22 protein-coding genes and 2 tRNA genes are annotated in these 22,452 nt (G+C 56.9%); 15 read left to right on the forward strand and 9 right to left on the reverse strand.

What is annotated here, in order from left to right; translation table 11 throughout:
* Positions 1–102: 102 nt before the first annotated feature.
* From ABNF92_RS18005 to sthA, 10 genes are all read left to right on the forward strand, one after another.
* A complete protein-coding gene (locus tag ABNF92_RS18005; RefSeq protein WP_291906853.1) occupies positions 103–1,572 on the forward strand; it encodes a glyceraldehyde-3-phosphate dehydrogenase in 1,470 nt (489 codons plus the stop codon).
* A 269-nt stretch (positions 1,573–1,841) separates the two neighbouring features.
* A complete protein-coding gene (locus tag ABNF92_RS18010; protein WP_069183241.1) occupies positions 1,842–3,188 on the forward strand; it encodes a Na(+)-translocating NADH-quinone reductase subunit A in 1,347 nt (448 codons plus the stop codon).
* A 4-nt stretch (positions 3,189–3,192) separates the two neighbouring features.
* Positions 3,193–4,401, forward strand: a complete 1,209-nt coding sequence (locus ABNF92_RS18015) for an NADH:ubiquinone reductase (Na(+)-transporting) subunit B (protein ID WP_064228852.1) — start codon at positions 3,193–3,195, stop codon at positions 4,399–4,401.
* Positions 4,394–5,197 carry a Na(+)-translocating NADH-quinone reductase subunit C gene (locus tag ABNF92_RS18020; protein ID WP_349342922.1) on the forward strand — a complete coding sequence of 268 codons (804 nt, stop codon included), beginning with the start codon at positions 4,394–4,396 and terminating at the stop codon, positions 5,195–5,197. The genes ABNF92_RS18015 and ABNF92_RS18020 overlap by 8 nt, the downstream gene beginning before the upstream one ends.
* A 2-nt stretch (positions 5,198–5,199) precedes the next feature.
* Positions 5,200–5,865, forward strand: coding sequence for an NADH:ubiquinone reductase (Na(+)-transporting) subunit D (locus ABNF92_RS18025; protein ID WP_153633578.1), 666 nt, complete (start codon positions 5,200–5,202; stop codon positions 5,863–5,865).
* On the forward strand, positions 5,865–6,473 hold the full coding sequence (gene nqrE, locus ABNF92_RS18030; protein ID WP_104320397.1) for an NADH:ubiquinone reductase (Na(+)-transporting) subunit E: 609 nt from the start codon (positions 5,865–5,867) through the stop codon (positions 6,471–6,473). The genes ABNF92_RS18025 and nqrE overlap by 1 nt, the downstream gene beginning before the upstream one ends.
* Before the next feature lie 37 nt (positions 6,474–6,510).
* A complete protein-coding gene (gene nqrF, locus ABNF92_RS18035; protein ID WP_136629792.1) occupies positions 6,511–7,737 on the forward strand; it encodes an NADH:ubiquinone reductase (Na(+)-transporting) subunit F in 1,227 nt (408 codons plus the stop codon).
* A 9-nt stretch (positions 7,738–7,746) separates the two neighbouring features.
* A complete protein-coding gene (locus ABNF92_RS18040; RefSeq protein ID WP_349342923.1) occupies positions 7,747–8,796 on the forward strand; it encodes an FAD:protein FMN transferase in 1,050 nt (349 codons plus the stop codon).
* Between the two features lie 12 nt (positions 8,797–8,808).
* Positions 8,809–9,057 (forward strand): (Na+)-NQR maturation NqrM, encoded by a 249-nt coding sequence (gene nqrM, locus ABNF92_RS18045; protein WP_349342924.1) that lies wholly within the window; start codon positions 8,809–8,811, stop codon positions 9,055–9,057.
* Between the two features lie 58 nt (positions 9,058–9,115).
* Positions 9,116–10,507: a Si-specific NAD(P)(+) transhydrogenase gene (sthA, locus tag ABNF92_RS18050; protein ID WP_136629789.1), complete on the forward strand. Its 1,392-nt coding sequence runs from the start codon at positions 9,116–9,118 to the stop codon at positions 10,505–10,507.
* A 72-nt stretch (positions 10,508–10,579) separates the two neighbouring features.
* Here sthA and ABNF92_RS18055 read toward each other — a convergent pair whose 3' ends face one another.
* The 6 genes from ABNF92_RS18055 to ABNF92_RS18080 all read right to left on the reverse strand — a co-directional run bounded on the left by ABNF92_RS18055 (position 10,580) and on the right by ABNF92_RS18080 (position 15,683).
* Positions 10,580–11,374 carry a glycerophosphodiester phosphodiesterase gene (locus tag ABNF92_RS18055; RefSeq protein ID WP_136629788.1) on the reverse strand — a complete coding sequence of 265 codons (795 nt, stop codon included), beginning with the start codon at positions 11,372–11,374 and terminating at the stop codon, positions 10,580–10,582.
* On the reverse strand, positions 11,371–12,498 hold the full coding sequence (locus ABNF92_RS18060) for a 3-deoxy-7-phosphoheptulonate synthase (RefSeq protein WP_349342925.1): 1,128 nt from the start codon (positions 12,496–12,498) through the stop codon (positions 11,371–11,373). Before ABNF92_RS18060 ends, ABNF92_RS18055 begins: the two co-directional genes overlap by 4 nt.
* Positions 12,499–12,509: 11 nt before the next feature.
* Positions 12,510–12,959, reverse strand: coding sequence for a TerB family tellurite resistance protein (locus tag ABNF92_RS18065; protein WP_291906878.1), 450 nt, complete (start codon positions 12,957–12,959; stop codon positions 12,510–12,512).
* Between the two features lie 42 nt (positions 12,960–13,001).
* Positions 13,002–13,967, reverse strand: coding sequence for a transaldolase (gene tal / locus ABNF92_RS18070; RefSeq protein WP_349342926.1), 966 nt, complete (start codon positions 13,965–13,967; stop codon positions 13,002–13,004).
* A gap of 128 nt (positions 13,968–14,095) precedes the next feature.
* Positions 14,096–15,130, reverse strand: a complete 1,035-nt coding sequence (gene dusA / locus ABNF92_RS18075) for a tRNA dihydrouridine(20/20a) synthase DusA (RefSeq protein WP_349342927.1) — start codon at positions 15,128–15,130, stop codon at positions 14,096–14,098.
* Between the two features lie 121 nt (positions 15,131–15,251).
* On the reverse strand, positions 15,252–15,683 hold the full coding sequence (locus tag ABNF92_RS18080; protein WP_291906887.1) for a BLUF domain-containing protein: 432 nt from the start codon (positions 15,681–15,683) through the stop codon (positions 15,252–15,254).
* A gap of 110 nt (positions 15,684–15,793) precedes the next feature.
* Here ABNF92_RS18080 and ABNF92_RS18085 point away from each other — a divergent pair, with 110 nt between their 5' ends.
* Complete coding sequence (locus ABNF92_RS18085) at positions 15,794–16,708, forward strand: AEC family transporter (protein ID WP_349342928.1); 915 nt, start codon at positions 15,794–15,796, stop codon at positions 16,706–16,708.
* On the opposite strand, the gene ABNF92_RS18090 is transcribed toward ABNF92_RS18085, so the two are convergent.
* A complete protein-coding gene (locus tag ABNF92_RS18090; RefSeq protein ID WP_349342929.1) occupies positions 16,685–17,683 on the reverse strand; it encodes a zinc ABC transporter substrate-binding protein in 999 nt (332 codons plus the stop codon). The two genes, ABNF92_RS18085 and ABNF92_RS18090, sit on opposite strands and share 24 nt — an antisense overlap.
* Positions 17,684–17,870: 187 nt before the next feature.
* Here ABNF92_RS18090 and gltX point away from each other — a divergent pair, with 187 nt between their 5' ends.
* The 3 genes from gltX (at position 17,871) to ABNF92_RS18105 (ending at position 19,627) form a co-directional block, all read left to right on the forward strand.
* Positions 17,871–19,355 carry a glutamate--tRNA ligase gene (gltX, locus tag ABNF92_RS18095; protein WP_349342930.1) on the forward strand — a complete coding sequence of 495 codons (1,485 nt, stop codon included), beginning with the start codon at positions 17,871–17,873 and terminating at the stop codon, positions 19,353–19,355.
* Between the two features lie 113 nt (positions 19,356–19,468).
* Positions 19,469–19,544: transfer RNA gene (locus ABNF92_RS18100), tRNA-Ala, on the forward strand.
* A gap of 7 nt (positions 19,545–19,551) precedes the next feature.
* Positions 19,552–19,627 (forward strand) — tRNA-Glu (locus tag ABNF92_RS18105).
* A gap of 123 nt (positions 19,628–19,750) precedes the next feature.
* Here the strand turns inward: ABNF92_RS18105 and ABNF92_RS18110 are convergent.
* Complete coding sequence (locus ABNF92_RS18110) at positions 19,751–20,602, reverse strand: 6-carboxytetrahydropterin synthase (protein WP_349342931.1); 852 nt, start codon at positions 20,600–20,602, stop codon at positions 19,751–19,753.
* 21 nt (positions 20,603–20,623) lie between these two features.
* On the opposite strand from ABNF92_RS18110, the gene ABNF92_RS18115 reads away from it, so the two are divergent.
* On the forward strand, positions 20,624–21,379 hold the full coding sequence (locus ABNF92_RS18115; RefSeq protein ID WP_349342932.1) for a nucleotidyltransferase family protein: 756 nt from the start codon (positions 20,624–20,626) through the stop codon (positions 21,377–21,379).
* Here ABNF92_RS18115 and ABNF92_RS18120 read toward each other — a convergent pair.
* Positions 21,339–22,433, reverse strand: coding sequence for a response regulator (locus ABNF92_RS18120; RefSeq protein ID WP_153633568.1), 1,095 nt, complete (start codon positions 22,431–22,433; stop codon positions 21,339–21,341). The genes ABNF92_RS18115 and ABNF92_RS18120 overlap by 41 nt on opposite strands.
* Positions 22,434–22,452: the final 19 nt, after the last annotated feature.

The following is a 22,452-nucleotide window of genomic DNA, read 5'->3' on the forward strand; positions in this document are numbered from 1 at the left end:
GGGTTCTATACGAAGGTCATGGTCTGGTGTATTTGCGGTCAGCCGGATTAAGTTGGATAATATGCGCCCCATTTTCCAAGTGCCAACTGCAGAGGTTCAAGCGTGAGTCACGAACAGATCAATCAGCACCTGTCCAACTGGACAGAAAGAGAATCCACCGCGGAAGCCATGATTCCGCTGATCGGCCGCCTCTACCGCAAAAACAATGTGGTTACTTCTGTCTATGGTCGCGCCATCATCAACCAGTCGGTCATTGATATCATCCGCGCTCACCGTTTCGTGCGCCAGGTTGAAGACAGCGAGCTTTCTGTTCACGACACCCTGCCGATCCTGCAGGCGATGGACAAACTTGATCTGGGCCGCGCTCACGTCGATATCGGCAAGTTGGCGGTCAAGTTCAAAGAGGAAGGCGGTGACCTGACCGAGTTCCTCAAGCGTGAAATCGGTCCGGTAGTTGGCCAATACGCCGCTCAGTCCGAAGAAGACGCCCACAACGATACCAAGGATGTGGTTCTGTACGGCTTTGGCCGTATCGGCCGTCTGCTGGCGCGTATCCTGATCGAGAAAGCCGGTGGTGGTAACAACCTGCGCCTGCGCGCGATTGTTGTACGTCAGGGTGGTGCAGAGAACGATCTCGAGAAGCGTGCGAGCCTGCTTCGCCGCGATTCCGTACACGGACCGTTCGATGGCACCATTACCGTCGATGAAAAAGAATCAGCCCTGATTGCCAACGGCAACTACATCAAGGTGATCTACTCTGACGGTCCGGACAAGGTAGATTACACCGAATACGGCATCAACAACGCCATTGTGATCGACAACACCGGCAAGTGGCGTGACGAGGCCGGGCTTGGTCTGCACCTGAAGTCCAAGGGCGTCAGTCGCGTTATCCTGACTGCGCCGGGCAAGGGCGACATCAAGAACATCGTCTATGGTATCAACAACGACTGGATCACCAACGAAGACAAGATCCTGTCGGCGGCTTCCTGTACCACCAATGCCATCACCCCTGTGCTGAAAGCGATTGAGGATGAGTATGGCATTGAAGACGGTCACGTCGAGACAGTGCACTCCTACACCAATGACCAGAACCTGATCGACAATTACCACAAGGGAAGTCGTCGCGGGCGCAGCGCTGCCCTGAACATGGTAATTACCGAGACAGGTGCCGCCAAGGCCGTTGCCAAGGCGCTGCCCGTTCTCAAAGGCAAGTTGACGGGCAATGCGATTCGCGTTCCGACGCCGAACGTGTCCATGGCGATTCTGAATCTCAATCTCAAGAAAGAAGTCGATGCGGAAAGTGTGAACGACTATCTGCGGGATATGGCGCTGCATTCAGAGCTCCAGAAGCAGATCGACTTCGTGAACTCTCCGGAAGTGGTTTCCACCGATTTCGTCGGTTCCCGTCATGCCGGTATCGTTGACGCGCAGGCAACCATCGCCAGCGGCAAGCGTCTGATCCTGTACGTCTGGTACGACAACGAGTTTGGCTATAGCGCTCAGGTTATCCGCGTGGTCAACCAGATGGCCGGTGTAAGTTACCCGATCTTCCCCAAACGTGCGAGAGACTGAGTCGATCGCGCCGATCTGGTGAAGTGAAGGTCCTGAAAACCCCGATGGCAAGTGCTGTCGGGGTTTTTGTTTTTACAGGCAATGTCGTCGGGGTATTTCGATGTCGACACTTAACCTGTTCCGAGTTCTGGTGGAAATAGGATTCCTTAATCTCTATAATTGGCGCGATTTTGGGTACGTCTGGCACTCCGTTTCTCATGGTTTTTCTGGGCCGCAGGTGTCGGGCGTTACGAATCCATTGAAAAGTTTCTGATGATTGGATGAGGCTAATGATCAAGATCAAAAAAGGCCTGGATCTTCCCATCAGCGGCGCTCCCGAACAGACCATTACAGACGGCAAACCCGTTCGCCACGTGGCGTTGATCGGTTTTGACTACATCGGCATGAAGCCGACGATGGCTGTGAAAGAGGGAGACCGTGTCAAGCGCGGTACGCTGCTGTTCACGGACAAGAAGACCGAAGGCGTTCGTTATACCTCACCCGCCGCCGGCGTGGTGAAAGAGATTAACCGTGGTGAGCGTCGTGTGTTTCAGTCGATCGTTATCGAAATCGATGGCGATGAGGCTGAGACCTTTGCGCGCTACAGCGACGCGGATCTTGCCGGCCTGGAACGCCAGCAGGTGGTAGACAATCTGGTGGAATCCGGGCTTTGGACGGCGTTCAAGACGCGGCCTTACAGCAAGGTTCCCGCGATTGACTCCGCGCCCAACTCCATTTTTGTGTCGGTCATGGACACCAATCCGCTGGCAGCGGACCCGACGGTCATCATTGGCGAGAACAGTCAGGCATTTGAAAACGGCCTCAAACTGCTTACCAAGCTGACCGCAGGCAAAGTCTTTGTTACCGGCAAGCCAGGATCCAACGTGGCGGTTCCCAAGACCGACGCCGTTGAAGTCCACCAGTTCGATGGCAAGCATCCCGCGGGTAATGTTGGTACCCACATCCATCATCTGGACCCGGTATCCGGCAGCAAGACCGTCTGGAGCATCAATTACCAGGACGTCATCGACATCGCCAAATTGTTTGAATCCGGCGAAGTGCCGGTTGAACGTATTGTCGCGATCGGTGGCCCCAAGGCTTTGAAGCCGCGCCTGGTGCGTACCCGCCTGGGTGCCAGCCTTGAGGAGCTTCTGGACGGCGAAGTTGCCACGGATTGCGAGGTCCGCGCGATTTCGGGTTCCGTGTTCGGTGGTCGCCGTGGCGACGGCCCCTGCGCCTACCTTGGCCGCTTTGCCAATCAGGTATCCGTGCTTGAAGAAGGCAACAAGCGTGAGTTCATGGGCTGGTTGTCTCCGGGCCCGAACCGCTTCTCGGTGCTGAACATATATCTGTCCAAGCTCGCCAGTGGCAAGCTTTTCAACTTCACCACCACGACCAACGGTAGTGAGCGGGCGATGGTCCCGGTTGGCGCTTACGAGCAGATCATGCCTCTGGATATCCTGCCGACGCAGCTGCTGCGTTCACTGATTGTCGGTGACACAGAGATGGCACAGAAGCTTGGTGCGCTGGAGCTGGATGAAGAAGATCTGGCGCTGTGCACATTCGTGTGCCCGGGCAAATATGAATATGGTCCGATTCTCCGCGAGAACCTGACCCGAATCGAGATCGAGGGCTAATACGATGGCTATCAGACAGTTTCTCGATGGAATCGAGCATCACTTTGAAAAGGGTGGCAAGTACGAGCGCTGGTACGCGCTGTATGAGGCCGTGGATACCATTTTCTACACTCCCGGCAAGGTAACCTCAACCACTGCCCATGTGCGTGACGGCGTTGACCTCAAGCGCATCATGATCACGGTATGGCTGTGTACTTTCCCGGCGATGTTCTTCGGTATGTGGAACATCGGCTATCAGGCCAACAGTTTCCTGGCATCTAACCCGGATGCCATGGTCGCTGACGGCGGCCTGCGTACTGCCTTTATCCAGGCGCTTGCCATTACCGGCGCCGGTGCTGGCGTATGGGATAATTTCGTGTACGGCATGGCTTACTTCGTGCCCATTTACTTCGTGACCTTCGTGGTCGGCGGTTTCTGGGAAGTCCTGTTTGCCACTGTGCGTCGTCACGAAGTGAACGAAGGCTTCTTCGTTACATCTGTACTCTTTGCACTGATCTGCCCGCCCACCATTCCGCTCTGGCAGGTGGCCCTGGGTATCACCTTCGGTGTCGTCATCGGTAAAGAAGTGTTCGGCGGTACTGGCAAGAACTTCCTGAACCCGGCCCTGACCGGCCGTGCGTTCCTGTACTTTGCCTACCCGGCGCAGATCTCCGGTGACACCGTCTGGACCGCGGTTGATGGTTTCAGTGGTGCCACCGCGCTGAGCTGGGCTGCAAGTGGCGGCCTGGAAGCCCTGGAAGCGCAAATTGGCTGGATGAGCGCCTTCATGGGCACCATTCAGGGCTCCATGGGTGAGACCTCAACGCTTGCGGTACTGATCGGCGGTCTGATCCTGCTGGCCATGAAAATCGCCAGCTACCGGATTGTTGGCGGTGTGCTGATCGGCATGATCGGTATGTCCCTGTTGCTGAACATTATCGGTTCTGAAACCAATCCGATGTTCGCCATTCCGGCGCACTGGCATCTGGTCATGGGCGGATTCGCCTTCGGCATGATGTTCATGGCAACGGATCCAGTTTCTGCGGCAATGACCAACACCGGCCGCTGGTGCTTCGGTATTCTGGTGGGCGTAATGACGGTTCTGATCCGCGTGATCAACCCGGCCTTCCCGGAAGGCATCATGCTGGCCATCCTGTTCGCTAACCTGTTCGCGCCGCTGATGGACCATTATGTGGTTCAGGCCAACATCAAACGGAGGCTTGCTCGTGGCTAAAGCTAAAGAAACTGTCTCCCGTACGCTGATCGTTGCACTGGTGCTGAGTATTGTATTCTCCGTCGTGGTCTCCACGGCGGCGGTTCTGCTTCGCCCGGCCCAGATCCAGAACCAGAACCTGGATATCAAGACCAACATTCTGTCTGCCGCTGGCATGCTGGAGTCTGGCTCCAGCGCTGAGCAGATCGAAGAGGCGTTTGCGCGTTTTGACGTCCGGCTGGTCGATCTGGATACAGGTGAATTCGTCGAGCCTTCCAACGTGGGTGTCCAGGACCCCATGAAGTACGACATGTACAAGGCCGCTTCGGACCCTCAGATGTCCACCAACATTCCGTCTTCTGAAGACAAGGCTGGTATCAAGCGCCGTCCGAATGTTGCCAAGGTCTACACCATGAGTGAGAACGGCCAGATCAATCGCGTGGTTCTTCCGATCCACGGCTACGGTCTCTGGTCCACCCTTTACGGCTTCATTTCCCTCGAGGGCGATCTGAACACCATCGAAGGTCTGGGCTTTTATGCGCACGCAGAAACCCCGGGTCTTGGCGGTGAGGTGGACAACCCGCGCTGGAAGCGCCAGTGGGTTGGTAAGGAGGTCTACAACGAAGACCGTTCCGAACCCCAGGTGCGACTGGTCAAGGGCGGCGTCAGCGCCGATGCCCAGGATAAGGAGCACAAGGTTGATGCTCTTTCTGGTGCGACCCTGACAAGCCGTGGCGTTGAACAATTGGTCAACTACTGGATGGGCGACCGCGGGTACGCGCCGTTCCTGCAAAAACTTCGTGAAGGGGAGGTCTGATCATGGCAGATGCATCAGCCAAACAGGTTCTCTTCGAACCGATCTTCAGCAATAACCCGATTGCCCTGCAGATTCTGGGCATCTGTTCAGCGCTGGCGGTAACCACCAGCATGAACGTCACTCTGGTTATGTGTATGGCGGTTATCGCCGTTACCGCATTTTCCAACCTGGCCGTGTCTCTGGTACGCACACAGATCCCGGGCAGCATCCGGATCATCGTGCAGATGACCATCATCGCCTCTCTGGTAATTGTGGTTGACCAGGTGCTCAAGGCCTATGCCTATGAGATCTCCAAGCAGCTTTCGGTGTTCGTTGGCCTGATCATCACCAACTGCATCGTCATGGGCCGCGCGGAAGGTTTCGCCATGAAGAATGGCCCCTGGCTGAGCTTCCTGGATGGCGTTGGCAATGGTCTGGGCTACTCCGTACTCCTGATCTTCGTTGCCTTCTTCCGCGAGCTTCTGGGTGCCGGCTCCCTGTTCGGCGTATCCCTGATGCCGGTGGTCAACGAAGGCGGCTGGTACATTCCGAACGGTCTGTTGCTGCTGCCGCCGAGTGCGTTCTTCATTATCGGCCTGGCCATCTGGGGTCTGCGGACCTGGAAGCCGGAGCAGGTTGAAGAGCCGGACTATAAAATGTCCCGCCATGTCGCCAAGGAGGCTTTCTGATGGAACATTATATCAGCCTGATTCTGAAGGCTATTTTCGTTGAGAATATGGCGCTGGCCTTCTTCCTGGGGATGTGTACATTCCTGGCTATCTCCAAGAAGATCGAGGCGGCGACGGGTCTTGGTATTGCCGTGGTGGTGGTACTGACCGTAACCGTGCCGGTGAACAACCTGCTGTACAACAGCATTCTGCGGGAAGGGGCCCTGGACTGGGCAGGCCTGCCCAACGTAGACCTGAGCTTTCTCGGCTTGCTGACGTATATCGGTGTAATCGCGGCTATTGTCCAGATCATGGAAATGGTTCTGGACAAGTATATCCCGGCGCTCTACGCCGCTCTGGGTGTGTTCCTGCCACTGATCACGGTGAACTGCGCCATTCTGGGTGCCTCGCTGTTCATGGTGGAGCGTGACTACACCTTTGGCGAGAGTGTGGTGTATGGCTTTGGCGCCGGCCTCGGCTGGGCTCTGGCCATCATTGCGCTGGCAGGTATCCGCGAGAAGCTCAAATACAGTGACGTTCCGGAAGGCCTCCGTGGCCTGGGTATCACCTTCATTACTGTTGGTCTGATGTCCCTGGGCTTCATGTCCTTCTCCGGTATCTCACTGTAATTCACCCGGTGATTCGGTTTAACGAAAAGGCGAGACCATGAATACAGAAATTATTCTCGGCGTGGTCATGTTCACCGTTATCGTTCTGGCCCTGGTCGCAGTGATTCTTGCGGCCCGGTCCAGGCTGGTAAGCACCGGTGACGTGACCATTGAGATCAACGATGATCCTGAACACACGCTGAAGACCGAAGCCGGCGGCAAGCTGCTCGGTACCCTGGCAAACAGCGGTATTTTCCTGTCCTCTGCCTGTGGCGGCGGTGGTACCTGCGCACAGTGCAAATGCAAGGTGCTGGAAGGCGGCGGTGCCATGCTGCCGACGGAAAAGACCCACTTCACCAACCGTGAAGAGAAAGAAGGCTGGCGTCTGTCCTGCCAGGTTCCTGTGAAACAGGACATGAAGGTTGAAGTGCCGGAAGAGTTCTTCGGCGTCAAGAAGTGGGAATGCGAGGTTATCTCCAACCACAACGTGGCCACCTTCATCAAGGAGCTGGTGCTCAAGCTGCCCGAAGGCGAGGAAGTGGACTTCCGGGCCGGCGGTTATGTTCAGCTCGAGTGCCCTCCCTACGAGATCGACTTCAAGGATTTCGATATCGAGGAAGAGTTCCACGAAGACTGGGACAAGCACAACATCTGGCGTTACAAGGCGATTAACAAGGAAGAGACCATCCGGGCCTATTCCATGGCGAACTACCCGGAAGAGAAGGGTGTTCTCAAGTTCAACATTCGTATCGCCACGCCGCCTCCGGGCACCGATCACCCGCCGGGCATCATGTCCAGCTACGTCTTCAACCTGAAGCCGGGTGACAAGGTAACCGTGATGGGGCCGTTCGGTGAGTTCTTCGCCAAGAAGACCGATGCTGAAATGGTGTTCATCGGCGGCGGTGCCGGTATGGCGCCCATGCGTTCTCATATCTTCGATCAGCTCAAGCGCCTGAACTCCAAGCGCAAGATCAGCTTCTGGTATGGCGCTCGGAGCGTCCGCGAGATGTTCTACGTGGAAGATTTCGACGGGCTGCAGGAAGAGAATGAAAACTTCGAGTGGCACGTTGCGCTCTCCGACGCGCTGCCCGAGGACAACTGGGAAGGGCCGACTGGCTTTATCCATAACGTGTTGTACGAAAACTATCTGAAGGACCACCCGGCTCCGGAAGACTGTGAGTACTACATGTGTGGGCCCCCAATCATGAACGCTTCCTGCATCAAGATGCTCAAGGATCTTGGTGTTGAGGATGAAAACATCATGCTGGATGACTTTGGAGGCTAAGCAGTCCTGATGACATCCCGCATGGTACGACCCGCCAGGGTGGCCCTGGCCAGCGCTTTCACAGCGCTGGTCTTTGCCGTTCTGGCGGGTTGTTCGTTTCAGCCAGAAGAAAAAATCTGGGAAATCTCCGGCCCCGTGTTCGGCACCAGCTACCACATCAATGTCGTATTGACCGAGGATCCGGAGAAGCTCGAAACTCTGGCCAGTGGCATCGATGAGGTGCTTGAAGACGTCGATGCGTCAATGTCGACCTGGCGCGATGATTCTGAGCTGTCCCTTTTTAACCAACTGAACGATCAATCCGAATGGGTTCCCGTTTCAGCCGGGTTGTTTGAGGTGCTCCAGAAAGCCCGGGAGATCTCCTCGATGACTGGCGGCGCTTTTGATGTAACCATCGGTCCGGTTGTGAATCTATGGGGTTTCGGGCCCCAGGCAAGGCCAGAACAGGTGCCGTCGGAAGAATCGCTTGCCATGGCTCTTGCCGCCACTGGCTACGAAAAGCTTGAACTGCGGGCAGATCCGCCCGCCGTGCGCGCGACACCACCGCAATACGTGGATCTTTCGGCGATTGCCAAAGGCTACGGAGTGGATGCGGTAGCCCGTTTCCTGGAAAACGAGGGTATCGAGGCTTATCTGGTGGAAATTGGCGGCGAGGTTCGGGTAAACGGCCGCAAACCGGATGGCAGCACCTGGCGACTGGCCATCGAGCAACCGGTGTCTGAGGGGCGCGAGGTGAACCGGGTTGTGGCGCTCGAATCCCGTGCTATGGCAACATCGGGTGACTATCGTAACTATTACGAATCGGAAGGGCGTCGCTATTCCCATACAATAGACCCTGAAACCGGTAAACCGATTGCGCACAGGCTGGCGTCGGTAACCGTTATCGCAGACGACTGTATGACAGCGGACGCCCTTGCGACCGGCTTTAACGTGATGGGCTATGAGCAGGCCAATGAGCTTGCGGTGAGGGAAAACATCCCGGCCTATTTTATTGTCAGGACGGAAGAGGGCTTCGAGACACACCAGACGCCGGCTTTTTCGTCCTACGTGACTCAATGAGGGGAGGGCAATATGGGTACCTTTCTTTTGGTTCTGTTTATTGTAGTGCTGCTGGTTGCAGCCATGTCCATCGGCGTAATTCTGGGCCGCAAGCCCATCAGTGGAACCTGCGGCGGGATTGGCGCGCTCGGTATCAGCCAGTCCTGTGATATCTGCGGCGGCAACACCCAGAAGTGCGAAGAAGAAAATGAGCGATTGGCCAACGAGTGCAAAGAGCCCGAGGCTTTGGCTTACGACGCCAGCAATACCAGCAAGCACTGATCTGTTTCTGATAATTACAATCAACTTTTCACGACGTAGATAAGGAGTCACTGCGCGCATGGCAGAACATCATTACGACGTCGTCGTTATCGGCGCCGGCCCGTCCGGCGAAGGCGCGGCGATGAATGCGACGAAACATGGCAAACGTGTCGCGATCATCGAGGACAAGCCTACCGTCGGCGGGAACTGTACTCACTGGGGCACCATCCCCTCCAAGGCGCTGCGCCACTCCGTCAAACAGATCATTACCTTCAACACCAATCAGATGTTCCGGGACATCGGGGAGCCCCGCTGGTTCTCCTTCCCCCGGGTACTTCAGAACGCCCAGAAGGTCATTGGCAAGCAGGTCAAGCTCCGAACCCAGTTCTATTCCCGCAACCGGGTGGATCTGATCAACGGGCGGGCTTTTTTCATCGACCAGAACCGTATTGAGGTCCGTGGCAGCAAGTCCTCCGAGACCCTTCACTTCAAGCAGGCGATTATCGCCACAGGGTCCAGGCCCTATCTGCCGCCAGATGTGGATTTCCGTCACCACCGTATCTATAACTCGGACACCATCCTGAACCTGTCCCATACTCCCAGAACCCTGATTATCTATGGCGCTGGCGTTATCGGCTCAGAATACGCGTCGATTTTTGCTGGGTTGGGCGTGAAGGTCGACCTGATCAACCCGGGTAGCCGGCTGTTGTCGTTCCTGGATGACGAAATTTCCGATGCCCTGAGTTACCACCTGCGCAATAACGGCGTTCTGGTGCGCCACAACGAGCAGTACGAGTCGGTTGTGGGTGATGACCACGGCGTGGTGCTGTCGCTGCAGTCCGGCAAGAAAATCCGTGCGGATGCATTCCTCTGGTGCAACGGGCGCAGTGGCAACACCGAGAAGCTGGGGCTGGAGAACATTGGCCTGGTGCCCAACGGTCGGGGTCAACTGGCGGTTGATGAGCACTACCGCACCGAGGTGGAGAACATCTACGCGGCGGGTGATGTGATCGGCTGGCCGAGTCTGGCAAGCGCGGCTTATGACCAGGGCCGTTCGGCGTCTTCAGACATTGTTGATGACGAGTACTTCCGCTTTGTGTCCGATGTGCCGACCGGGATCTACACCATTCCGGAAATCAGTTCCGTGGGGAAAACCGAGCGTGAACTGACTGAAGCCAAGGTGCCTTACGAGGTTGGACAGGCGTTCTTCAAGGATCTGGCCCGCGCGCAGATTACCGGAGAAGCGGTAGGCATGCTGAAAATCCTGTTCCACCGGGAGACCCGCCAGATTCTGGGTATCCACTGTTTCGGTGACCAGGCCGCAGAAATCGTTCACATCGGCCAGGCAATCATGAATCAGGAAGGAGAGGCCAACTCTCTGAACTACTTCATCAATACCACGTTCAATTACCCGACCATGGCGGAAGCCTACCGGGTTGCCGCATTGAATGGCCTGAATCGAATTTTCTAGGCTGCTATAGAAAACGGGGTCCGAGGAAAGCATTCCTCCGACCCCGTTTTCTTTTGATTCAATTTTTTGCTCTCAACCCGCCGAGACGGCCTCCTGGTTCGGGGTAACTCCGTCCTGACTCTGGGGGAGCGACAGCGCCGATCTGGCGCGATTATCGAAAAACATGCGTGTGCTTGTCGGATAATCGGTGATGATGCTGTCCACCCCCATCGCTTCCAGTTGCAGCATGTCGTGAATCCGGTTCACTGTCCAGGTGGACACATGCATACCCCTGCGGTGGGCCTGTTCAACCAGCATTTTTGAGCACAGCTTCCAATTGATGCAGAGGTAGTCACAGCCAAGCCGGTTTGCCATGCTCAGTGGCCGTGGAAACTTTCGTTCCGCTACGAGGCCGATGCGGATGTTTGTGTTACGCCTCCGGATCTGTTTCAGGAACCAGGTATCTGACGAGGTTATCGCCACCGTCTGGTAAAGGTTGCGACGCTGGATCACCTCGGTCAGCCGATTGCTCAGGATGTTCAGCCGCTGACGCGTATCCTTCTTGACCTCCAGTTGCAGGTGTTCGATGTCGTCGAACTGATCGAGAAGGTCTTCCAGGGCGGGGATCCCTGTAGGTTTGGGCCAGGAGCTGGTGTTCCGACGAGCGTCCATGGCTGCAAGTTCGGCCGCTGTGTACTGGCTGATGCTGCCTTTCTGACTGGTGGTGCGGTCCACCGAAAGGTCATGCACAAGAACCGGCTTGCCGTCCTTTGACAGCACCAGATCCAGCTCGAAATGCCGGATACCGTGCCGATGAGCATGAACAAATCCCGGGAGGGTGTTTTCCGGGGCTTCTCCCTTTGCGCCTCTGTGTCCGTAGACAATCATTCCGCTGCGTCATCCTTCAGGCGTTCATAAATGGCCTGGCGCTTCTTCCAGGTATCATGGCAAAGGCGAATATCTTCCAGGTAGGCCGGCAATTCTTGCATGAGAAGCGCCTGGGGCCCATCTACAAGCGCCTTTTCCGGTTTGGGGTGGAAGTCCACCAGCACCATGTTGGCGCCCGCTATCACGCCCTGTGCGGTGGCGTGCATGACATCCAGAATTCCGTCTGGAGACTGTTCGCGGCTGCCAACCGAGTGGGACGGGTCTACGCACACCGGCATACGGGTGAGCCGTTTTACCGCAGGCACATGGGCAAAATCCACCATGTTCCGATGCGGCTGCCCAGCTTCGGTTTTCATGCCTCTCAGGCAGAAAATAACATTCGCGTTGCCCTCGCTGGCGAGGTACTCCGCGGCGTTGAGGGATTCGTTCAGGGTAATCCCGAAGCCGCGCTTGAGGAGTACCGGATAGGTGCTCTGGCGGCCGATGGCCTTCAGCAGTTCGAAGTTCTGGGTGTTTCGGGTACCGACCTGCAGCATGACGCCGGTGGGTCTGCCCAGTTTCTCCAGGCAGGTGTCGATTTCCTCGATGTGGCTCTCGTGAGTGATCTCCATGGCGATCACCTTGATACCGTGCTTGCCAGCCTTCTCGAACACCCAGGGCAGGCAGCCCTTGCCGTGCCCCTGGAACGAGTAGGGGTTGGTGCGCGGCTTGTAGGCGCCCATCCGGGTGCAGACTTCGCCGTTGTCCTCAAGGGCCTGCATCATCATTTCGACGTGCTCGGGCACATCGACCGCGCAAAGGCCGGCAAAAATGTTCAGATTGGACTGGTTGAACTCGACACCGTTGTAGGTGAAACCGCTTTGCCGGCGATCATCCCGGTGACGGCCCAGAATACGGTAGTCTTCCGAGATACGAATCGCCCGTTCAACCGCTGGCAAGGCCTCGATCTCTTCCTTGTTCAGGGGTTTGGTATCCCCGAGCAGATAGATTTCGGTCAACCTCTGGGTGGCACCTTGGACCTCGTGAACCCGAACCGTGACGTTCGGGAGATTCTCGAGGTAGTGCATGGTCTGCCTGTATTCCTCGCTGTCCAGGGAGGTATTGGGATGAAGAATCGCTAGCATGCTGTCTCCTTTCAAGAACCGGCGTCTTGCGCCCGGTGCCGCGCCTGCATGAACTCCCGGTGATTAAGATGCAGCAGGTCTGCCATGCGGCGAATAAGATGTTCTTCGTACTTGTCGATGCGACCGTCGGCAAAAGCCACGCGCCAGATACTTTCAAGCAGGGCCTGCTTGCCTTCCTGGTCGAGGTGCTCGTTGATCTGGCCGGTAAATTCGTAGAGTGATGTGGCATCGTCTGCGTGGTTCAGGGCATCCTGCAGAATTTCCTCTGCTTCGGCCCGGGTGACCTGGTGCGCTTTCACAGCCCCGTCGACAATGGCCTGTAGCTCGCGTTCGTCCTCGTGCTGGTCGATCCGTGAAACCTGAACCATCAACGCGGTTGCAGCCACGGCCAGTTGGTGAGAATCCGGTTTCTCGCTCTCAGCTTCCGGTGCCGCAAAGAGTTTTTTCAGGCTCTCGATCATGATCGGACAATCCCACTCCTGTGTTTGGTTTGAGGCCCGGTTTCAGGCGGCCCTGGCGAGCTGCCGAACCCGGTTTTCCAGCTCTATTTGGTCGGCTGTGAACCGGCGAATGCCATCGGCCAGCTTTTCGGTCGCCATGGCGTCCTCGTTGGACTCCCAACGGAACAGCTTTTCGTCAATGGTGCCAAACTGATCCGGTGAGCTGGCGGTATCAGCCATCAGACGACGAGGCAGGTCGCCCTGGTCGTCCTGCAACTCCTGCAGCAGGGCCGGGCTGATGGTCAGGCGGTCGCAACCGGCCAGCATCTCGATTTCGCCGGTATTTCTGAAGCTCGCGCCCATCACCACCGTCTTGAAACCGTTGGCTTTGTAGTAATTGTAGATGCGAGAGACGGACAGCACACCGGGGTCTTCCGCCGCCGGGTAGCTGTCGCGGCCCGTGTTGGCAAGGTGCCAGTCCAGAATACGACCAACGAACGGAGAGATCAGGAAGGCACCGGCCTGGGCGCAGGCGGCCGCCTGGATGAAGGAAAACAGGAGTGTCAGGTTGCAGCGAATGCCTTCCTTCTCCAGTTGCTCGGCAGCCCGGATACCTTCCCAGGTGGAAGCAATCTTGATCAGCACGCGGCTGGTATCGACACCCTGTTTGTCGTACAGCTCAACCAGGCGGCGGGCTCGCTCCAGCGTGCCGGCGGTATCGAAGGACAACCGGGCGTCGACCTCGGTGGATACCACACCAGGAATCAGGTTCAGGATTTCCCGGCCAGCGAGCACGGCCAGCATATCGGTGGCCATGGTTAACTGCTCGGCGTCTGAGCCGCCATGGCGGCGGGCTTCCGTCACAGCCTTGTCCAACATGGGACGATAAGCATCGGAAGCGGCCGCCTTGAGGAGCAGGGATGGGTTGGTGGTGGCATCTTCCGGCCGCCACTTTGCAATGGCTTCGATATCGCCGGTATCCGCCACTACCGTGGTCATGGTTTTCAGTTGGTCGAGCTTGCTGGTCATTCGTCCTGTCGTCCCGGTTGATCTGTTATTGGTGCGCCCGAATCCCGGGCGCTGGCTATACGCCTACAATAACGGGCTGCTCTGACAGGAACAAGACAACAAAAGGTATGGGGGCAAATTGCCTGCGGTTAAGCTTCGGCAATCTCCGGCATTGACGGTTCACGCACCTTTTCCAGCGCGGTCTCGATAACTTCCAGGCCTGCGCCGGTTTTATGGGCGTTCTCACTGATGTAGCGACGGAACTGCCGGCCACCGGGCTGGCCGTGGAACAGGCCCAGCAGGTGTCGGGTCATGTGGGTGAGGTATACGCCCCGCTCGAGTTCGCTCTGGATGAACGGAAGCATGGCCCTAAGCGCCTGATGCCGGGTTTCCACCGGCGCTGCCTCCCCGAAAAACTCCGGATCGACACCTGCCAGCAGCCAGGGGTTGTGGTAGGCCTCCCGGCCCAGCATCACGCCGTCGGTATGCCGCAGGTGCTCGTGGCATTCATCGAAGGTCTTTATACCGCCGTTGATGATGATCTCCAGGTGCGGGTATTTCGCTTTCAGCCGATATACCCAATCGTATTTGAGCGGTGGGACTTCACGGTTTTCCTTGGGGCTCAGGCCTTCAAGGATCGCGATTCGGGCATGCACGATAAACGTCCGGCAACCCGCATCAGACACTTTTTCCACGAACTCGCAGAGATCGTCCCAGGACTCCCGGCCATCAATACCGATCCGATGCTTCACAGTGACCGGCAGGTCGGTTGCCTCAATCATGGCCCGAACGCCCTCCGCCACCGTGTCGGGGTGGCCCATCAGACAGGCGCCAATCATGTTGTTCTGCACCCGATCGCTGGGGCAACCGACGTTCAGGTTAACCTCATCAAACCCGTATTGCTGGGCCAGCCCGGCGCAGTGCGCCAGTTCGCCGGCGTCACTGCCGCCAAGCTGAAGGGCCAATGGGTATTCGGCCTCATCGTGGCGCAGAAAACGTGCGGTATCACCGTGGATCAACGCCCCGGTGGTGACCATCTCGGTGTAGAGTAGGGTGTTCCGGCTGAGCTGGCGCGCCAGATAACGGTAGTGGCTGGTGGTCCAATCCATCATCGGGGCCACGCAGAAGCGGCGGGAGGGGCCGGAGTTGTGCAGCATGGTTTCCTGAGATGGTATTCCAGACATTGCGATACCTGTTGTCGACAAAAAACGGGTTATAAAAGTACGACGCTGAAAACAAGAGTCGTAGTTTAACAGGCATTGGTTTCCGATTTCCGTAAGGCTTTGGCGAAATCTATAACGGGCTTCAGGCAGCGCGTTTCAAATAGTTGCGGAGAAAATTGAAATAGATTAGAGCGTCTCTAGTGGAGAACAGCTGGGGCTTGAATCCACCATAAAGTTTGTTGATGTAATTGCCCGGAACCTCGGGAAGCTTCGCGAGAGCCATTGCCCAATCGTCAAACTGGTGATGATCGATTTGCTCGTACTGGATCAGCCGAACATCCTGGTGGCGAGGATCGGCAGTGATGCCAAGATAGAGTCTGTTGACGGCATCTTCCTCACCTTCCAAAACCTGCATGAAATTGAATTGATCATAAGCCAGCAAGCCGGTGATGCCGTCCCGCTCGTTTCTTTTGATGGATTCCGCGAGGATGTCGTCTAGATCTGATTCCTGCAGATGTGAAGAAACGCTGCTGAAATAGATAAGCCTGCAAAGTCTGGGCTTTGATGCGTCCATAGCAAAAATCCTCCCTGAAGGAGAAGCACTCCTTCTGCTATGATTTCATGCTTCTTTAACTGTACTCCCATAAAACCCAAGTTAACAACCTTGCCCTGGAGTTTGAACGTATGCCCCTGATGGTGCAGGCTCTGCTGCCGGTATTTGTCCTGATCATGCTCGGGCATGTGTTCCGCCGCATTGACTTTCCCGGTGGCGATTTCTGGCCGCAGGCGGAGCGCTTTACCTACTACGTGCTGTTCCCGGCCATGCTTGTTTTCAAGCTGGGGCAGGCGCGGTTGCCGGCTTCCGCCTATGGCGATATTGCCTTGCTGATCGGGGCCATGCTGATCGCGATGACGTTGGTTCTGGCATTTGCTCAATGGTTCTGGGGCTGGTCCGGGCCGGTCTTCTCGTCGGTTTACCAGGGGGCAATCCGGTTCAATTCCTATGTGGGGCTGGCGGCTGGCGGCATGCTGCTGGGGGATCAGGGACTTTCGTTGACCGCAATTGCCGTGGCCATCATGGTGCCGTTGCTGAACCTGCTCTGCATACTGATGTTCTCGCTGGTGGCCGCGGAAGGGCCGGTGAGGCTGGTGCCGGTCTTCAAGGCGATTGTGACCAATCCGCTGATCGTAGGCTCGGTGATTGGTGTGGTCTGGAGCTTTTTCGAGATCGGATTCCATCCGCTGATCGGCGGCATTCTCGAGCCGCTCAGTAATCTGGCGTTGCCGATGGGGCTGATGACGGTCGGTGCCGGGCTTCAATTGAAAGCCCTGCGAGGTGCGACCCTGCCATTTATTGTCGCGTCTACGTTGAAGCTGATCGGGTTTCCGATGATGACCGCCGGACTGGCAATGTTGCTGGGTCTAGAAGGAATGCTGGTGCAGGTGGCGGTTCTGTTGGCAGCGCTCCCCACGGCCACCTCTGCCTACATCCTGGCGCGGCAACTGGGTGGTGATGCCCCCTTGATGGCGGGCATCATCAGTGGCCAGACCTTGCTGGCCATCGTCACCATTCCGTTAATGCTCAGTATCCTCTGGTAGGCAGTTGAGTACCGCGTCGACAATGCTGTGCTGGAAGTTGTTGTAGCCCTGGGCCGTTGCCTCAATATCGGTGGCAAGGGGGTCCCAGGTGCTGAAGGTGACGTTCAAATTCTCCGTGATCGAACGCCACCACTGCCGGTTGAACTGCGGTTCGGTCAGCAGGCATGGGTGGTTGGCGTTGCGTAGTTTTTCCTGCACCTCCGCGATATGCCGTGCCCCCGGCGACAGCTCCGGGTTCAGGGTCAGAACGCCCTCGAGTTTGAGTTCATAGTGTTCGGCAAACCGGGTAAAGGCGTCGTGATAGGCGAACAGGCTGATGTCGTGGGCCGGTGCAAGGCGGTCGCGAATATTGGCATCGGTTTCTCGAACGCTGGCTTTGAACAGCTCGAAATTCTCGTTTAACGCGCCAGCGTCAACACCTTCCAGTCTTGAGAGAGCATCGCGGACCGTCCCGGCCATTTCGATGGCCAGTTCGGGATCCAGCCAGATGTGCGGGTCTTCGCCGTCTCCGTGATCATGGCCGTGTCCATGTCCCTCGTTGTGGTGCTCTTCCTTCTTGGTCTGCTCTTCATGAGCATGGCCATGGTGATCGTCCGCGTGGTCGTCGTGGGCGTGTTCATCGTGGGTAACTTCTGCGGGTTCGTCTTCGGCATCCATGAGCGCGACCGTTCGACCACTGAATTCTTGCCCGGCCAGGAGGCGATTAAGGAAGGTTTCCATGTCGGGCCCGACCCAGAAAATCACGTCGGCGTTTTCCAGTGCCCGACGCTGGGATGGCTTCATGGTGTAGTTGTGGGGGCTGGAGCCAGGTGGAACCAGGGTGGTCGTCTGCATGTCGTCCGTTGCGATGGCGCTGACAATCAGTTCCACCGGTTTGATGGAGGTAACAATACGGGGCTCGGCCTGAAGTGCGCCGCTGATCAAAAGGGTGCCGGCACCAAGTGCCAGAGAAAGTGCCTTTTCGGGAACGCGCATGATAGATGAGATCCTGCAATGCGATTGTGTAATGTTATAATGTAACAAATTGGTGTGGGGTCGGCAAAAGAAACTTTCTACTGGCAGTCTATGGTGCGCCTGTTAACTTGCTGATCATGCGAAACCCGACGATGGCCGGTATAATGCCCGCTTTACAAAACGGCCACCGATTTTTCAGGAAGGTTTCATGACTGTACGTACCCGAATTGCTCCGTCACCTACGGGTGACCCTCACGTTGGTACCGCCTACGTGGCCCTGTTCAACCTGTGTTTTGCCCGTCAGCACGGCGGGCAGTTCATCCTGCGTATCGAAGATACTGACCAGGCCCGCAGTACTGCGGAGTCCGAGCAGGACATTCTAAAGGCGCTTCGCTGGCTTGGTCTGAACTGGGACGAAGGCCCCGATGTCGGTGGTCCTCACGGCCCCTATCGCCAGTCCGAGCGCAAGCACTCCTACCGCCAGTATGCCGAGGACCTGGTCACGGCCGGGCATGCGTTTTACTGCTTCCGCACACCGGAAGAGCTCGAAGCCATTCGGGAAGAGCGCAAGGCTCAGGGCTTGAATCCGGGCATCAAGGGCGATCTGGAGTTGCCTGAGGATGAAGTGAAGCGCCGCCTTGATGCAGGCGAGCCATATGTGATTCGCATGAAAGTGCCCGATGAGGGCGTCTGCGAGATCGACGACACGCTTCGGGGCACCATTGAGATCGACTGGGCTCAGGTGGACTGCCAGATTCTGCTCAAGTCCGATGGCATGCCCACCTATCACCTGGCGAATGTGGTTGATGATCACCTGATGGAAATTACCCATGTTTTGCGTGGTGAGGAGTGGATCAACTCGGCGCCCAAACACAAGCTGTTGTACCAGTATTTTGGCTGGGAGATGCCGGTGCTCTGTCACCTGCCGCTGTTGCGTAATCCGGACAAGAGCAAGCTGTCCAAACGCAAGAACCCCACCAGCATCAACTTCTATGAGCGCATGGGCTTTCTTTCGGAGGCTGTGACCAATTACCTGGGGCGTATGGGCTGGTCAATGCCGGACGAGCGGGAAAAGTTCACCCTGGACGAGATGATCGAGAATTTCGACATCCAGCGTGTGTCCCTTGGTGGCCCGGTGTTCGATGTGGAGAAACTTCGCTGGCTGAACGGCCAGTGGCTGCGTGAAGAGCTGACCGAAGAGCAGTTCATGGAGCGCATGCGCCAGTGGTGGTTCAACGAGGATGCCCTGCGTGCTCTGGTGCCCCACATCAAGGGCAGGGCAGAGGTATTTTCGGATGTGGCGCCCATGGCTCAGTTCATGTTCTCCGGTATGCTCAACCTGAAGCCGGAAGACTTTGCCCACAACAAACTGGAGGAAGCTCAGATCAAGCGGGTTCTGCAGTTTACATTGTGGAAGCTTGAAGCCCAGCGCCATTGGAGCAAGGAAACCATCTTCGCGGACATCAAGGCCCTGGCCAAGGCCATGGAGCTGAAGATGGGTGATTTCATGTTCTCTATCTTTGTGGCGGTGGCTGGTACGCCGAACTCCTGGTCCGTGATGGATTCCATGGCGCTTCTGGGCCCGGACATGACCCGTTCAAGGCTTCGGTATGCGCTGGAAGTTATGGGTGGCTTTTCCAAGAAAGAAACAAAGAAAGTGGAAAAGGAATACGCGGCTCTGGGTATTCATTGACCGCTTTGGTGAATTAATAAACGGCTCGAACAGGGATGTTCAGAAAACTGAAAAAAAGTGTGATTCAGAGGTTGACGCCCATAGGGCGGATCCTTAATATACGCAGCCGTTGAGGGGCCATAGCTCAGCTGGGAGAGCGCAACACTGGCAGTGTTGAGGTCGGCGGTTCGATCCCGCCTGGCTCCACCAATTTCTAGTCCCCTTCGTCTAGTGGCCTAGGACTCCGCCCTTTCACGGCGGCAACAGGGGTTCGAACCCCCTAGGGGACGCCAATTAGGCTTTTCGGTTTAGTCCACCGGAAAGCCATCAAAAAAACCGCCTTCGGGCGGTTTTTTTGTGCCTGTAAACCAGGGATCAGTAGAAAAGTTCTTCTGATCCCGTTTTCAGGACTTCAATCAACGCTCCGCAATGGCCCCTTTGCCAACACCTTCATAGGCCTTCACCCGGATGGTGTCTGTCGCAAACTCCACCTTGAGCTTGTCAGCCATGTGGGCGGCAATCAGCTCTACCGTCGTGTCGGTATCCAGCATGTACGCGCGCTCCTCTGGCAGGGTCAGCGCAAACTCGCCCTGGTTGGCTTCGTATTCGAAGGTCACATAGCGAACGCCGTCTTCACCCACATGCCGACGCACCACATCTTCTTCTGAACCCACGTAGATGTCGCGCCAGAGTTTCGCCCAACGGCGTTCCAGGTCGTAATCGCGATGCCCGTTACGGTCGATACGGATCGGCGAGCGGTGACCGTGGGCGATGCGCTGGCAGTTGCCCAGGTGTTTCTTCAGGCCGTGCACGTAGTGATAGTAGGCGCCGTCGATTTCTTCTTCCCGGAGGTTGATCTCCACGGAAATTACATTGGCGGGAAGCACCGCCTTGATTTCCTGTTCCAGCAGCGAGGCAACAGCTGATGGCACAACCCGGTCGGCGGACAGCCAGACGATGGCTTCGTCCGGCGACCGGTGAGTGATCTGGCTGCCATCGGTCAGCGACCAGTTGAAGGTGTCTGGCTCTTCCTCGTTCCATGACAATCCGTGGTAACCTCGGGGAATGACCAGGCGATGGTCCACTCGCTCATCAATGACCCGCTTGATGGTGCGTTTTACGTTGCTGAAGTCGAACACCATACCCTGTTCGTCCAGCTCCCCGCCAAGCACCACATCCGCAATCCAGCTTTCACCCACCAACCCCCGGGTCGGGTCGAGGTAAGCGAAATCGATAACGGTCAGGTTGTCTACAAACAGATGGTTCATCAAATTTCCAGGCGGGTATGATTGATTGATGGCGGAATTCTAGCAAAAATCATCGAATACAGCAGTCTGGCGGATTCCCCGGGCTCCATTTCTTACTGTACGGGTTTCATCATCTTAAACTTCGACAAGCTCAACGATCAGCAATTCCCGGTACTGGTACTGGCTGCCGGTGCCTCCAGCCGCCTTGGCCGGCCCAAAGCCCTGTTGCCTCTGGGCCCCCGGGATCCGGAGGTAACCGATTCCCGCAACCGTATTCTCCTGGATGCAGCCATTGGCCAGGGCCGAGTATTGAGCCCGGACGTCCGGGTTGTGTGCGGTGCCTGGTACCCCTTGATCCGCTTTCGTTGCCGACGCCAACCATCGTTATGGCTGAGAGCGCCGGATTGGCAGCATGGGATTTCAGCGTCGCTGTCTGCAGGGCTTCGAAGCCTGGGGCCCGCTGCGAAAGGGGCTTTCGTTCTGGTGGCGGACCAACCGTTATTGGATCTGAATGCCCTTGAGGCTTTTGGCAAGGCCGCGCGCTATGTGCCGGATCAGCCGATTGCCGCAGATTATGGGGGGAGGCCGGGCGTGCCTGCCTACCTTCCACGCTGGCTCTGGCCTCTGGTGCTTGATCTGGAGGGGGATAAGGGCGCTGGGCAGCTGCTGGCAGAGATGCGGGCCACCCGGGTCGATATTCCGGGGGTCCACGACGATGTGGACACCCCGGCAGACTGGCGCAGAATCCGGGCGCTGCTTAGCCGAAAAGGCCTGACAGCCAGGCAATCCCGACGCTGAAGATCCCGAGGCTTACGGCAAGACCAATGGTGTAGACTCGAGAGGCTGCAGAACGCTGTTGGGCAACGAACAGATCGATTGTCCGCTGGGCGATGTCTTCAGCGGTTTCCCGGGAAATTTCATGGGCCTGCTGAATGGCCTCGGATTGAAGGGTCTGCCAGAACTCGGTATCGATCGTCTGAACGCTGGTGATGTGATCTTTCAGCTCAGCCATATGATCGCTGGTAAAGCCGGAATTCTTTTTCAGCTCCTTCTTGAGAACTGCCAGCTCGCTGCCGAGGTTGAGATTGACTTCGGCGGCGACGTCGTCGCGCAGGCTTCTGGTTCGCTCCTCGACCATTTCAGTCACTGCGTTCAGGCGCTCCTCGATAGCCGCGTCCTGCTTGCTGCGAGACTCGTCCAGCGCGCGCTTCAGGTGGTCGAACTGTTCATCAAAGAGCGAGCTGAGCAGTTCATGCAGCCGATTGTTGATGTGGGTTTTGACCGCAGAACGGGCAATCTGCTCGATAAGCTCGCTGGTCAGGGGAACCACGTTGGCCTGAGGGTTACCACGACCGGCGGAATCGCCTGTTTTGGGAGACAGTTCCACCGAAGCATCCGCCGGGACGTTCAGTAATTCATCCTCGTCGACGTAGGCGGACGCTGATTCAGTGGGCGGTTCTGGCAGGGTTCCCCCTGTGACATCGCTGGCCAGTTGGTCCAGAACTTCTTTGAGTCCTTCGGTTTGTGGCGGCTTGGTCAGGATGTTGTAGACACCAAAGTTTCGCGCCTCTTCCATAAACGAGGACGATTTCTTGGATGTGCACATGATGATGGGAATGCTGGCGGTCTCCGGATTGCCCTTGATGGCCTTGGTGGCCTCAACGCCATTCATTCCGGGCATCAGATGGTCCATGAAGATGACATCCGGGCGGCCATGGCTGTTGAGGAAATCCAGGGCCTCTTCGGCCGAGCCAGCCATGTTGACTTCCATATCGCGACTCTCCAGCAGTTTGCTCAGGGCAAATCGTGCCACCTTGGAGTCATCTACCAGCAGAGCGTTTTTGATCGCCATGTCACTACCTCAATCGTTT

Origin of the sequence: Marinobacter sp. MMG032 (genome assembly GCF_040112695.1) — a bacterium.
GTDB classification, from domain to species: domain Bacteria; phylum Pseudomonadota; class Gammaproteobacteria; order Pseudomonadales; family Oleiphilaceae; genus Marinobacter; species Marinobacter salsuginis.

Bases quoted from the DNA above. Each gene is read 5' to 3' on its own strand.
- ABNF92_RS18065 (WP_291906878.1), bottom strand. From the start codon at position 12,959: ATGATCGAGAGCCTGAAAAAACTCTTTGCGGCACCGGAAGCTGAGAGC.
- ABNF92_RS18080 (WP_291906887.1), bottom strand. From the start codon at position 15,683: ATGGACGCATCAAAGCCCAGACTTTGCAGGCTTATCTATTTCAGCAGC.
- ABNF92_RS18055 (WP_136629788.1), bottom strand. From the start codon at position 11,374: ATGATTGTCTACGGACACAGAGGCGCAAAGGGAGAAGCCCCGGAAAAC.
- gltX (WP_349342930.1), top strand. From the start codon at position 17,871: ATGACTGTACGTACCCGAATTGCTCCGTCACCTACGGGTGACCCTCAC.
- ABNF92_RS18060 (WP_349342925.1), bottom strand. From the start codon at position 12,498: ATGCTAGCGATTCTTCATCCCAATACCTCCCTGGACAGCGAGGAATAC.
- ABNF92_RS18040 (WP_349342923.1), top strand. From the start codon at position 7,747: ATGACATCCCGCATGGTACGACCCGCCAGGGTGGCCCTGGCCAGCGCT.
- ABNF92_RS18090 (WP_349342929.1), bottom strand. From the start codon at position 17,683: ATGCGCGTTCCCGAAAAGGCACTTTCTCTGGCACTTGGTGCCGGCACC.
- ABNF92_RS18015 (WP_064228852.1), top strand. From the start codon at position 3,193: ATGGCTATCAGACAGTTTCTCGATGGAATCGAGCATCACTTTGAAAAG.
- nqrE (WP_104320397.1), top strand. From the start codon at position 5,865: ATGGAACATTATATCAGCCTGATTCTGAAGGCTATTTTCGTTGAGAAT.
- sthA (WP_136629789.1), top strand. From the start codon at position 9,116: ATGGCAGAACATCATTACGACGTCGTCGTTATCGGCGCCGGCCCGTCC.
- ABNF92_RS18085 (WP_349342928.1), top strand. From the start codon at position 15,794: ATGCCCCTGATGGTGCAGGCTCTGCTGCCGGTATTTGTCCTGATCATG.
- dusA (WP_349342927.1), bottom strand. From the start codon at position 15,130: ATGTCTGGAATACCATCTCAGGAAACCATGCTGCACAACTCCGGCCCC.
- ABNF92_RS18110 (WP_349342931.1), bottom strand. From the start codon at position 20,602: ATGAACCATCTGTTTGTAGACAACCTGACCGTTATCGATTTCGCTTAC.
- ABNF92_RS18010 (WP_069183241.1), top strand. From the start codon at position 1,842: ATGATCAAGATCAAAAAAGGCCTGGATCTTCCCATCAGCGGCGCTCCC.
- nqrM (WP_349342924.1), top strand. From the start codon at position 8,809: ATGGGTACCTTTCTTTTGGTTCTGTTTATTGTAGTGCTGCTGGTTGCA.
- ABNF92_RS18120 (WP_153633568.1), bottom strand. From the start codon at position 22,433: ATGGCGATCAAAAACGCTCTGCTGGTAGATGACTCCAAGGTGGCACGA.
- tal (WP_349342926.1), bottom strand. From the start codon at position 13,967: ATGACCAGCAAGCTCGACCAACTGAAAACCATGACCACGGTAGTGGCG.
- nqrF (WP_136629792.1), top strand. From the start codon at position 6,511: ATGAATACAGAAATTATTCTCGGCGTGGTCATGTTCACCGTTATCGTT.
- ABNF92_RS18025 (WP_153633578.1), top strand. From the start codon at position 5,200: ATGGCAGATGCATCAGCCAAACAGGTTCTCTTCGAACCGATCTTCAGC.